This window comes from Frankia sp. CeTa3Moorea (assembly GCF_978021225.1).
The window spans coordinates 1-12,130 of record NZ_CDXDOR010000148.1; the positions used below are offsets into that span (position 1 = coordinate 1).

The 12,130-nt window shown below is 71.9% G+C and carries 11 protein-coding genes; 2 read left to right on the plus strand and 9 right to left on the minus strand.

The annotated features are described in order from the left end of the window. The 9 genes from dnaN to AC08OV_RS20110 form a co-directional block, all read right to left on the minus strand. On the minus strand, positions 1-1,220 hold a 1,220-nt coding region (dnaN, locus tag AC08OV_RS20070; RefSeq protein WP_476620103.1), incomplete at its 3' end, for a DNA polymerase III subunit beta. A gap of 148 nt (positions 1,221-1,368) precedes the next feature. Next, complete coding sequence (manB, locus tag AC08OV_RS20075; RefSeq protein ID WP_476620104.1) at positions 1,369-2,442, minus strand: mannose-1-phosphate guanylyltransferase; 1,074 nt, start codon at positions 2,440-2,442, stop codon at positions 1,369-1,371. 205 nt (positions 2,443-2,647) lie between these two features. Then, positions 2,648-3,568, minus strand: coding sequence for a glycosyltransferase family 2 protein (locus tag AC08OV_RS20080; protein ID WP_476620105.1), 921 nt, complete (start codon positions 3,566-3,568; stop codon positions 2,648-2,650). 134 nt (positions 3,569-3,702) lie between these two features. After that, positions 3,703-4,833, minus strand: a complete 1,131-nt coding sequence (locus AC08OV_RS20085; protein WP_476593615.1) for a glycosyltransferase family 4 protein — start codon at positions 4,831-4,833, stop codon at positions 3,703-3,705. An 82-nt stretch (positions 4,834-4,915) separates the two neighbouring features. Further along, positions 4,916-6,343 carry a glycosyltransferase family 4 protein gene (locus AC08OV_RS20090; RefSeq protein ID WP_476614307.1) on the minus strand — a complete coding sequence of 476 codons (1,428 nt, stop codon included), beginning with the start codon at positions 6,341-6,343 and terminating at the stop codon, positions 4,916-4,918. Between the two features lie 82 nt (positions 6,344-6,425). Next, the gene (locus AC08OV_RS20095) at positions 6,426-6,701 is read right to left on the minus strand and encodes a hypothetical protein (RefSeq protein ID WP_476614308.1); all 276 of its coding nucleotides are present in this window, start codon (positions 6,699-6,701) and stop codon (positions 6,426-6,428) included. A gap of 3 nt (positions 6,702-6,704) precedes the next feature. Further along, positions 6,705-7,418 carry a class I SAM-dependent methyltransferase gene (locus AC08OV_RS20100; RefSeq protein ID WP_476598944.1) on the minus strand — a complete coding sequence of 238 codons (714 nt, stop codon included), beginning with the start codon at positions 7,416-7,418 and terminating at the stop codon, positions 6,705-6,707. 151 nt (positions 7,419-7,569) lie between these two features. Continuing rightward, a complete protein-coding gene (locus AC08OV_RS20105) occupies positions 7,570-8,808 on the minus strand; it encodes a glycosyltransferase (protein ID WP_476614310.1) in 1,239 nt (412 codons plus the stop codon). Between the two features lie 5 nt (positions 8,809-8,813). After that, positions 8,814-9,797 carry a glycosyltransferase family 2 protein gene (locus AC08OV_RS20110; protein ID WP_476614311.1) on the minus strand — a complete coding sequence of 328 codons (984 nt, stop codon included), beginning with the start codon at positions 9,795-9,797 and terminating at the stop codon, positions 8,814-8,816. Positions 9,798-10,011: 214 nt separating this feature from the next. On the opposite strand from AC08OV_RS20110, the gene AC08OV_RS20115 reads away from it, so the two are divergent. Continuing rightward, entirely contained in the window at positions 10,012-10,686 is a 675-nt protein-coding gene (locus AC08OV_RS20115; RefSeq protein WP_476614312.1) for an acyltransferase, read from the plus strand. 420 nt (positions 10,687-11,106) lie between these two features. Beyond that, positions 11,107-12,130, plus strand: a 1,024-nt coding sequence (locus AC08OV_RS20120; RefSeq protein ID WP_476620106.1) for an ArnT family glycosyltransferase, incomplete at its 3' end; no start/stop codon positions are given.

Sequence of the window (12,130 nt, forward strand, 5' to 3'; positions counted from 1 at the left end):
AGTACGCAGGTCCCGAGCTCTCGGTGCTGTTCAACCCGTCCTACCTGCTGGACGGCCTCGGCCGGATCGGCGTCGACGAACCCGATCGTCGCCTGATCGTCCTCGACGGCACCGAGCCCGTCCAGCAGGTAGGACGGGTTGAACAGCACCGAGAGCTCGGGACCTGCGTACTCGACCGGAATCGTCTCGCTGGCCTGTGCGCCACCGCCGTCCCCGGCCTCGGCGACGACCTGGTCGCGGGTGAACGTGAACCGCAGCGGCCCGGTGCGGGTGGCGACGACAGCCACCCGGCGGACCGCCGCGGCGAGCGCCGCGGTCTGCGCGGTGACGACGAGCGCGGCCGCCTCGGGCAGGAGCTTGCGGTAGTTGGGAAACGTCCCTTCGATGAGTCGGACGATGGTCTGCCGGCCGCCGGCGGCGAGGCCGAGCCGGGCGCCGGACGGATCGTCGAGGTCCAGGCCAATCATGATGCGGGAGGCCGACGTCGGCGTGCGGGCCACCTCGGCGAGAACCTTGGCGGGCACGTGCGCGAGCGCCCACGGATCGTCGACTGTCGGCTGCCAGGGTATGCCGCGTACCGCGAGCCGGTACCGGTCGGTGGCAGCGAGGGTCAGCCCGCGCCCGGAGATCTCCATCCGGACCACGGTGAGCACGGGCATGGTCTCGTCCCGGCCGGCCGCCGGGGCGACCTGACCGACCGCGGACGCAAACCCGAGCGTGTCCACCTCGCCGATCGGTCCGGGAAAGCTGGGGAGCTTCGGGTACTCGCCCGGGTCCATCAACGGCACGGTGAAACGGACGCTGCCGCAGCGCAGGACCAGCCGGTCACCGTCGACCACGACGCCGACCGTCGTCGCGGGCAGGCTGCGCACGATGTCCGTGAGGAGCCGGCCGGGCACCAGCACCCGCCCCGGTTCGTCCACCGAGGCCGCGACCGGAGCCCGCACCGCCACCTCCGTGTCGTACGCGCAGATCGTCAGGACCGAGGCCGTGGCCGGCCCCTGGCGCGCCGCGGAACCGGGAGACGCCGCGGAACCGGGAGACGCCGCGGAACCCGACGGCAGGGGAACCGCGGCGGGCGCCGACGCCGGGGCGCCATGGCCCGCGGTGAGCAGGATGCCGGTCAGGACGTTCCGGGCCGGGCCCGGCCGGTTGGGTAGATGCCGAGCGGCCCAGCCGGTCGCGTCGGCGAACGCGTCGCGTTCCACGCTGAACCTCATGAGTGCGATTGTCCTCGGCCACGGCGCGGAATCGCCGCATTCAGCGGGCGGTGTTTGTTCCGCCCGGACGGGCCGCAGCCGCCGCGTCGTGAGGAGAGGCGGCGGCGCTACCAGTGGTCCGCCGCCGCCCGCAACCGGTCGGCTGCGCTCAGGTGCGGTCCGAGCTGAATCGCACAGCGCCCGCCGAGAGGACGGCTCCGGGGAACACGCGCGCCCCGGACCGCAGCTCGTTGCCTCGCTCGATCCGTGCCCCGTCGCCGATGACCACCCCGTCGAGCGCGACACCGGAGCCGATCACCGCGTCCCGACCGATCACGCTGTCCCGCACGACCGCCCCGGCCTCGATGACCGCACCGTCGAACAGCACGGCACCGTCGATCGCGGCACCCGCGCCGACCCACGCGCCGGTCCCGACGGTCGCCCCGCCACCGATCTTGGCGTCGGCGGCCACGACAGCACCGGGCAGCACCAGGCAGTCCCCGACCGGCCCCGGCAGCGCCGACGACGCCATCCGGCCGGTCACCAGATCGCGACTGCCCTGCACGAACGCCGCGGGAGTTCCGAGGTCGAGCCAGTAGGTGTCATCCGGGTAACCCATGACCGTCGTGCCGGCGGCCAGCAGTCCCGGGAAGGTCTCCCGCTCGACCGAGACCGGTCGTCCCGTCGGGATCGTGTCGATGACGGACCGCCGGAACACGTAGCACCCGGCGTTGATCAGATTGGTGGGCGGGTCCGGGGTCTTCTCCAGGAAGGCGGTGACGCGACCATCGTCGTCGACGGGCACGACCCCGAAGGCACGCGGGTCCACCACCCGAGTCAGATGCAGGGTGACCGCCGCGCCGGTCCCCGTGTGCCGCGCGACGAGGGCCTGGAGGTCCAGACCGGCGAGGATGTCACCGTTGAAGATCACGACCGGATCGTCCGGTCCCCCGTGGAGCCGCTCGGCCACGTTGCGGATCGCGCCGCCCGTGCCCATCGGCTCGGTCTCGGTGACGTACTCCAGCTGGAGTCCGTGCGCCGAGCCGTCCCCGAAGTACTCCTCGAAGACCTCCGCCCGGTACGAGGTGGCGAGCACCACCCGGTCGATTCCCGCGTCTCGCGCGCGAGCCAGCATGTGCGCGGTGACCGGCACCCCCGCGACCGGCAACATCGGCTTCGGTGCCGACATCGTGAGCGGTCGCAGGCGGGTCCCCTGACCGCCGACAAGCATCACTGCGTCCATGGGGCGTCAGTGTCGCAGAACACGCGGTGGGCGCTGAAAACGGATCGGGGTCGGGACCATACGACGAACGGCATGCCATGGTTTCGACACGTTGCGTCGGACCGGGGGTCACCGAGCCGCCCGGATATCCCAAACATCTCGGACATCCAGGACATCCTCAACTACCAGCGACTCGACTGCCGGCCATCGGCCGGCCGCGATCCGCTCAGGCGCCCCGCGCGGCACCGCCCCGGGGAAGCAGATCGGCGGAACGGGTCGCCTTCGCCCCCGCGCTGTCCCGGGCGAAGATCAGCGCGAGCAGCAGCCGGACCACGAGACCGACCCCGAGCAGCAGCCGCAGCGGCGCGCGCGCGTTGCCGGGGTACTGCCGGGACAGGTAGCGGAACATGCTGCGGTGATGAGCCAGCACCATCCGCCGTGACGACCGCTTCGTCGAGTGCCCGCCGAGGTGCTCGACCACCGCGGACGGCACGTACACCGACCGCCAGGACACCTCGCCGACGCGGCGGCCGAGGTCGACGTCCTCCATGAACATGAAGTAGGACTCGTCGAACCCGCCGACCGCCTCGAACGCCTCCCGGCGCAGCAGCTGGCAGGAACCGGACAACCAGCCGGCGGTCATCTCCCGGGGGAGGCCCCGCTCCCGCCGGTAGGAGGCCGTCCACGGATTCGTCGGCCAGCACCAGCCGAACAAGGCGTGCCCCACCCCGCGGCCGAGAGAGGGCAGGTCCCGGGCCGAGGGGTAGAGCGCCCCATCCGGATTGATGATCCCCGGGCCGAAGGCCCCGCCCCCCGGCCAGCGGTCGGCCGCGGCAATCAGTTCGTCGACCGCACCGGGCGCGAAGGAGATGTCGGCATTGGAGATCACCAGCCAGGGCCCGCGGGCTCCGGCGGCACCACGGTTGGCCGCGGTGCCGTAGCCGAGGTTGCGACCCGGGCGCACCAGGCGCACCTCGGCCCGCTCGGCGGCCGCCCTCGTGCCCTCGTCGAGGTGCGGCGAGTTGTCCACCACGACGACCTCGTAGGGCCGCGTGGTCGCCTTCGCCAGCGAGTCGAGGAAGGCGCCGATCACCTCCCCGGACCGGAAGGTCACGACGACGACCCGGATCTCCGGATCCACACCCATGTCTCGCCCGCCCGTTCTCGCCCACCGCTGGTCGCCCGACACGTTCCCGTGACGACGCACGGCACCTTGCACCGAGGAGACCGTAGCGCGCCCTTTGCGGCGTTCCTCGCCCCGGGGCCGGGCCGACGGGCGCCTCAGCGCTCGGCGACCGCCCGCGCGTAGCTCGCGAGATGCGCCTCGGCGCTGGCCGCCCAGGTGAACTCCCGGGCCCGGGCGAGACCGGCCTGACCGAGCTGCCTGCGCCGCTCGGCGTCATCGAGCAGGGCGCCCATCTCCCGGGCGATCGAGCCGGCGTCCGGCTGGGTGTAGGCGACGGCATCGCCGCCGACTTCCGGCAGCGACAGGCGCGGCGTGGTGAGAACCGGGGCGCCGCAGGCCATCGCCTCCAGCACCGGCAGCCCGAAGCCCTCACCGTGCGAGGGATACGCCACCAGTGACGAACCTCCCAGATAGCCCGGCAGGTCGGAGAAGCGCAGATAACCCGGCCGGATCACCCGCAGGTGGCTCGGCACCGAGGCGACGGCGGCATCGACGTCGTCGTCCCAGCCGGAGCCGCCGGCCAGGACGAGCGCGGGCGGCTCGTCCCGCCAGTGCACCGCCTCGGCCCAGCCCCGGATGAGGTTCGGCACGTTCTTGCGCGGCTCCAACATCCCGAGGAACGCGACGTAGCGCGAGTCGCCGAGCCCGAGCCGGCGGCGCACCCGCCGCTTGTCCTCCTCGGTCGGCGGATGGAAGGTCGACGTGTCGACGCCGTGGTAGGCGACGTCGGTGGTCGTCGGCTCCCCGTCGAGCACCCGCACCAGCTCGTCCCGGGTGGCCTTCGAGGGGACGATGATCCGGACCGCCCGGCGCACCGCGGTGCGCATCGCGGACCGGAAGAACGTGCCCTTCACCGCGGTGTGCATGTCGGGCTCGGTGAAGAAGGTGACGTCGTGAATCGTCACGCACACGGGCTGGTGCGCCCGCAACGGCATCGTGTAGTGCGGTGAATGGATGACATCGGCATTCACCTGTTCGGCAACCAGTGGCAGCCCGGTCTGTTCCCAGGCCAACCGCGCGGGCCGGTGGGCGATGGCCGCCGGCCCGGACAGAACGGTGGCGTGTGGGGCCATCCGGCTGTAGCGTTCCTCATCCGACCGTTGGCAGACGAGCGCCATGTCCGCGCCGGTCGCGCCCAGCGCCGCGACCAACCCGTCGACATAACGCCCCACGCCACCACGGTCGGCCGGGACCGAAGTGGCGTCGACGAGCACCCGGGGTCCCACGGCGCTCCCTCCCTGACGCGCCACCCGCGACGGGGTGGTCGCTTGCTTCACGGTGACCGCTTGCTTCTCAACGGGGGCAACACTACGCCCGCCCGTCGTCGGCGACGGACACGGCGGGGGAACCGCTGACTCGACGGTAGAGCGCCCACGTCGCCAGTGCTGCCCCTTTCCAGGTAAATGACCGGGCACGAAGGCGTCCAGACTCCGACAGCCGCCCCCGCAGGCCCGGATCGCCCATGACCTTCGCCACCGCGGCGCCCAGCGCGGCCGGGTCGTCCACCCCGACTACCACGGCGGCGTCCCCACCGACCTCGACCAGCGCGGGGGCATCCGAGACGATGACCGGCACACCGTGCGCCATCGCCTCGACGACCGGCAGCCCGAAGCCCTCCGACCGGCTCGGCGCGAGCAGTACGCCCGCACGGGACAGGACCACGGCGAGATCCTCGTCACTGAGCCGCCCAAGGGTGCGCACCCGGTCCGCGCCCAGACCGTGCCTGGCCGCCGCCGCGCGCACGTCCAGCCCACCCCAGCCGGTCGCGCCGACGTGGACCAACGGCAGGCCCGGATCGCCCGGTCGTCGCAGCGCCGCGAGCGCGGTGTCGAGGCCCTTACGGGGTTCGAGCGTGGCGAGGGTGAGTAGATAACGCCCTGGAGGGGGTAGCCCCATCCGCGCGGCGCGGGCGTCGGCATCGGGCGGAACCCGGACCACGGCGTCGGCGACTCCCTCCCCGATCGCGTGCAGGCGGTCTTCGGGGATCGGCAGATGCCGGGCGATCTCGGCCGCCACCGCGAGCGTCGGCACGACGATCGCGTCGGCGTGGCGTGCGGCCCGTTCGCCCATCAGCCGGTGCCACCGGACCCCGTGCGGGGTCAGGGTCTCGGGATGCGTCCAGGGAACGGCGTCGTGGATCGTCACGACGAGCTTCGGGCGCGGCCGGCGCCGGTCCAGGGAATCGCCCAGGGCCGGCGCGACGGTTCCGGAGGCCCAGGAAGCCAGCGACGGACGGGGCGGCGCGCCGGAAAGTCCGGAAGGTGGAGATGAGTCCACATAACCAGGAGAGCGCCGATAACCAAGAGAGCGCCGATAATCCGGAGAACGCCGGGAGCCACCGGACCGTCGCCCGCGCCGGGACCCGGTCCGAGAACCGGTCCGGTCGTCGAGGGCGCGCAGGGCGTCCGCCACCGAACCGGTCACGAACCCCCGGGTACCACCCGCGGGTGGCACCAGCAGGGTCGGAGCGTGAATGACGTCCACCCCTGTCGGGGCCGGACCCACGCCACGCGCCCAGGCCACGGCGAGTGCGCGGCGAGGCAGACCAAGTCGGAACGGGCCGAAGACGCCGGGCAGCACGGCCGGACCGACCTCCCGGCGCCCGGCACACCACCCGGTCACCCGGTCCTCGGGGGCGGCGGTGCGGGCGAGCGCCGCCGCGAGCTCGGCGGAGTAGCGCCCGGTCCCGCCAGGAACCGGCGCGAGCAGCTGCTCGACAAGGAAACCCACACGCACGGGTCACAGTCTGCCCCTGCCTCCTCCATTCCCGGGCAGCCGGCCCGGTCCCCGGACAGCCGGGGCCGGTGGGCCGGCGGGGTCAGCGGCCGCAGGCGCGCAGGGCCGCGAGTGCCATCACGGCGCAGGAGATCCCGCCGACCAGGTATCCCCAGCCCCGATGGCCGAAGAGCGCGAACCCGGCACCCGTCCCGGCCACGATCAGCCCGAACAGCAGCACGGTCAGGACGACGGCGAGGATGCGCTGGTTACGCAGGGAGGTGGGGGGCGGCGGCGGGCCCGTCCGCGGCCCGTGCTCCGGCTGCCGGCGCGGTTCACGGCCGGGGCCCGGGCGTGCCGACCGGCCGGCGGACGCCATCGTTCAGCCCTCCCGTTTGCGGGCGTGGGTGAGTACGACGCTGCCCGCGGTGTCGGGAGCCCGCCGGTCCGACAGGGCGACGGCCGGCGAGAGCACGGCCGCGGCGTTCCATCCCGTCCTGCCGCCCTTGGCGGACAAGGTCAGGTAGAGCCGCTCGGCGCGTTCGCTGCGGAACATGTACGTCTGCCGAATGACCTCGAGCCCGACATCGTCGAGCAGCTTGGCGAGATGGTCGCCGGAATAGGTGTGCCTGACGTGGTAGCGCTCGCGGTGCCGGTCGAACAGATCCGGCCAGGACGCCGCCCGGGTGAGGGCGTCGGCAGACATCACCAGGTCGCCACCCGGACGCAGCACCCGCGCCATCTCGGCAAGCGCGGCCGGCCCATCGTCGAAGTGCTCGATGGCGCAGACCGACATGACGACGTCGAACGTGGCCGCGGCGAACGGCAGCGCCAAGGCGTCCCCCTCGACGAGCCCGGGATGCCCGCGCAGCCGGCGACCGAACTGCAGCTTGTGCCGGGCGAGGTCGAGGCACACCGCCCGAGCCCCGCGACGGACGGCCTGGCCGGCCCAGTAGCCGTCACCGCCGGCCACATCGAGCAGGGTGCGCCCGGCCAGTTCCCCCGCCCACGACAGCAGGGTGCCGACCTCCCGGCGACGCATGACATGTACCTGATGGCCCACGAAGGCGAGGGCGTCGTCCCGCACCGGGCTCACAGGTCGGCCCCGCCCGTCCGGTCAGCCCGGCCCATCCGGTCAGCCTTGCTCATTCCAGTCCGCCTTCCGAGTCCACGATTCACGCGTGGTCCACGATCCATGGATGGGCCGTGACCCATGGATGGGCCGTGACTCGCGCATACGCCACGGCTCAGGTGTGCCCAAGCGCGCCCAACGTCACATCAAGGTAACGCTCCCACGCCCCGTCGATGTCCGGCGGTATGACCTTCGAGCGCAGCCCGGCGAGCACGCCGGGCTCGTAGAGCCGCCGCAGCGCCACCGCCAGCGCCTCCGCGTCGTCGGGCGGCACGAGTAGACCGTCCACACCGTCGCGGACCGTGGTGGCGAGTGTTCCCACCGTGGTCGCCACGACCGGCACGCCGTGCAGGTGCGCGAGATCGACGTTCTGCGACGCCGTTCCGGCCCGGTAGGGAAGCACCAGGGCGTCGGCACCGGCGAACAGCGCGGGCACCTCCGCCGCGTCGACATAGCCCGACCGCAGGTCCACCCGGGTGGCCAGGCCGAGCTCCTCGACCAGCCGGGCGGTCTCCCCCGTCCCGCCCCAGAACTCGCCGGCGACGGTGAGACGGACGTCCGCCGGCCCGCGGGCCAACGCCCGCAGCAGGACGTCCAGTCCCTTGTACGGCCGCACCAGCCCGAAGAACAGCAGATTGCGCCGGGTGACGTCGGCGGATGGCCCACCGCGGCCGGCGGCCGGCCCGGGCGGCGAGGACGGCAGACCCGAGGAGGACGGACCCGAGGAGGACGGACCCGAGGACGGCAGACGCGAGGACCACAGGTGCGTGGCCATCTCGGCCACCAGGACCGGAGCGGGGGTGAGGCACGCGGCGAGCTCCGCCTGGGCCGGCGTATGGACGAGAACAGCCGACGACCGGCGCAGCACCGCACTGGTCAGCGGTTCGTCCACGGCCCGGCGCTCGTGCGGCAGGACGTTGTGGCAGAGTGCCACGACCGTGGGACCCGCGCCTCCGGAACCCGCTCGCCCGGAACCCGTGCCCCGGCCGCGCAGCCCCCGGGCCCGCAGCCCCGGGGCCCGCAGTGCGCCGAGGACGCCCAGGTACGCCGGGGCCTGCACGGGAGTGACGACGACCAGGATCACCGCGTCGGCCTGCCGCCGCAGGCGCCTGCCGAGCCGGATCCACCCATCCGGTCTGCGCCACGACAACGGGTAGCGGGTGACCTCGAACGGCTCCATCTCGGGCTCGGCGACGCGCTGCACGCCGGGATAGAGCCGCGCGGGGTATTGCGCCGACCAGGACTCGACCGCCACCTCGTGGCCCCGCGCCGACAGCCGGTGCGCAAGCTCGGTGGTGTGCTGCGCGATCCCCCCCTTGTAGGGATGGGTCGGACCGACGATCGCGATGCGCACGCCGGTCAGGTGTCGCTGCGCGAGCGGGCCACCAGATCGCCGATCAAGGCCAGCACGACGATCTGGAAGCCGACCAGAATCGCCAGCAGCGTCGACGTCGCCACATGGAAGTCGTAGCGGATCACGTCCACGATCAGCTTGACAAAACCCAAACCCATGATCCACAGGGCGACCGGCATAAGAACCTTGATCGGATCGAAGTACATCACCATCCGCAGCACCTGAAGGATGTAACGCCGCGCGTCCCGGAAGGGATGGAACTTCGACGTTCCGGACCGTTTTGCGTAATCAATCGGGAGGTAATCCACCGGATGCTGGTTCGACAGGAAGGACATCGTGATCGTGGTGACGCAGGAGAAACCGGGGGGCAGTAGCCGCAGATAGGGCAGAGAAACGTCCCGGCGGAAGGCGCGAAGCCCGGAGTTGAGGTCGGGAATCTTCATGCCGGACAGCCGCTGGGCGATTATCCGGATGAACCATTTCGCCGGCACCCGGGCCCACTTGTGAGTGCCCTCCTCGGTGCGGCGCGCCCCGACGACCTGGTCGACGTCGAGGTTGTCGTCCAGGTAACGGACGAACTCCGGGATGCGCTCGTTCGGGTACGTCATGTCGGCGTCGGTCCAGACGACGATCTTGCCGCGGGCCTCCTGGGTCCCGATCCGGCGGGCCGTGCCGGAACCACCGTTGCGGCGGAACGGCATCACCCGCATGCACGGGAACCGCGGGGCCACCTCGCGCAGCACCGCGAGCGTGTTGTCAGTCGACTTGTCGTCGATCGCCAAGACTTCGTAGGAGTAACCGCTCCCGTCCATCGCGGCGGTGATGCGCTCGAGTTCGAGCACCACATGGTCCTGCTCGTTGTAGCAGGGCAGCACGATGGTCACGTAGGGGGTGTCCGGACCGGCGGCAGCGACGCCGTCCCCGGAAGCCGCCCGCACTGGGGTGCCGGCCTGCGGATGTTCAGGTCGGTGGATGGCGCTGACACTCACGTCGGTGTGGCTCCCGGTCGTCGTTCCGGCCCAGCGGCGTCCCGGGCCGGCGTCCTGGCGGCCCGACGTCGTCAGTTCCCGCCCCGATCGCCGGTCCGTGGCGATGGTGCACGCTCCGTCGAGGGCTCGCGCACGACTCTAGAGTGGCATGCCCGCCCCGGCGAGCCGACAGCCGGGCGGTCCCGGCCACCGGGGCAGCGCCTACTGTTGCTCCGTGGGTGCGTTCAGAAGTGATCTGCGGGAGTATGTGCGGCACGTTCGTTCGCTGCGGGCGGCGCAGGAGACCTCAGCCCGCTCGTTCGTGGCCGGGCTGCGTTACCCGCTCGCGTACAGGCAACCGATCTGGACCGGTTCCCCCACCGTGATCGAAGGCCGGGAACGCATCGAGTTCGCCGAGGGCGCAGCGCTGCGGGTGGGGCTCGGCGCGTTCGGACTGTCGACCCGGCGCGACACCTCGATCATCCGGGTGCATCCCGAGGGCCGCCTGCGCTGCGAAGGTGTCGTGTCGCTGCAGCGGGGCGTGCGGATCGTCGTCGACTCGGGCGTACTGGAACTCGGCCCCGGGGCGAACATCAACGGGTTCGCCAAGATCCTCGTGCGCGAACGCGTCTCGATCGGCGCCCGCTGCAACGTCTCGTGGGACACCCAGCTACTCGACAACGACTTCCATCCGATGGTCGTCGACGGCGTGGAGCAGCCGATGAGCGGGCCGATTGTGCTGGAGGACCGGGCCTGGATCGGCACGGGGGCTATCGTGCTCAAGGGCGTGACGGTCGGCGAGAGCGCCGTCGTCGCCGCGGGCTCGGTGGTGACCCGGGACGTGCCGCCCAAGGCCGTCGCCGCCGGATCCCCCGCGAAGATCGTCGGCCACATCGACTCCTGGCGCTGATCCGGCGCCCGGATCGCGCGCTCCGGACGTCGGGCCTCGGCTGCCCGCGTGCCACGCGGACAGCTCCGCGGCCACGCCTAAAACCGGAATCTTCGCCTCGCCCAAATCCGACAGATCCTGCTATTCGACAGATCCTGCTATCCGTGCTATCCGGCTGACTTTGCATCCGGATAGCCGAAGACATCCGCCTCGATCCCCCGATTCAATAACGGTGAACCAGCCCTCGAGCGGTCACGATGATGGTTGCAGGCTGTGACGTCGCCGGTCCGGGAACACCGCCGGTCCGGGAACACCGCCAGTCCGGGAACACCGCGACAACGGTCTGGATACCAGCCCGGAAGCACCCACACCACCGTGCGCGACCAGGGCTGACGGGAGGAGGGCACCCATGATGCCGACGGGGAATCGGGGATCCGTAGCATGACTCCACCTTCGTCCGATGGGACTCTGCCACTCGTGGGTGACTCTGTGGATTCGACCGCAACGGCCCGCGCCGACGCCGAGGCCGGCGGAGACGTGTTCCCGGTGGGGACGCGCTTCCGGCCGTGGGGGATTCTCCGCACCACCCCTGCGGCCATCTGGGTGATCACTCTGCTCTTCACCGCGCTGCTGGCCGGCTGGTCGGTGATGATGCCGCAGTACCATGCGCCCGACGAACCGAACCACGTGGACGCTGTGATGCGGCTCGTCGAGGGCAAGGGCTGGCCGCATCCGGGCCGTACGATCGTGACGCAGGGTGGCGTAGGGGCGATCATGGCCGCCCCCTATGGATCCAAGGAGCGGCCCCGCGACCTGTCCGCCGGCCCGTTCACCGCGGCCGACGCCGTCCCCCGCCACGATCGTCCCAGCTGGGAGGAGTTGGACCGGACGCCGGCGCCGAAGGGTGGCATCCAGCAGCTCGTGCAGCATCCCCCGCTGTACTACTGGGTTGACGCCATGATTCTCAAGGCCGTCCCCGGCGGTGGCGACCACCTGCGCTGGGACAAGATCATCGGGATCCTGCGCCTGGTCAGCGTGGCAATGGTCGCGCCGTTGCCGTTGCTCGCCTGGGCCGGGGCGAACCGGCTCAGCGGTGGCAGCCGGGTGGCGGGGATCTGTGCCGCCCTGGTACCGCTCGGGATCCCCCAGCTCACCCACATCGGATCCAGCGTCAACAACGACAACCTGCTGGTTCTGACCAGCGGCCTGGCCACGGTCTCGATCGTCTACGTGCTGCGCGGGGACACCTCCCTGCGCACCGCGGCCTGGACGGGGGTCTTCGTCGGCCTCGCCCTTCTGACGAAGTCACTGGCGATCATGCTGGTCCCCATGGCGGCGCTGGCCTACCTCGTCGCCTGGGGCCGGGCCCGACGCGACGCCCGGGCTCCGTGGGCGCGGGGACCAGCGGCCGCCGTGGCGGCGACCGGACCGGCCACCATCGCCCCCTACCCGGCCGCCCCTTACC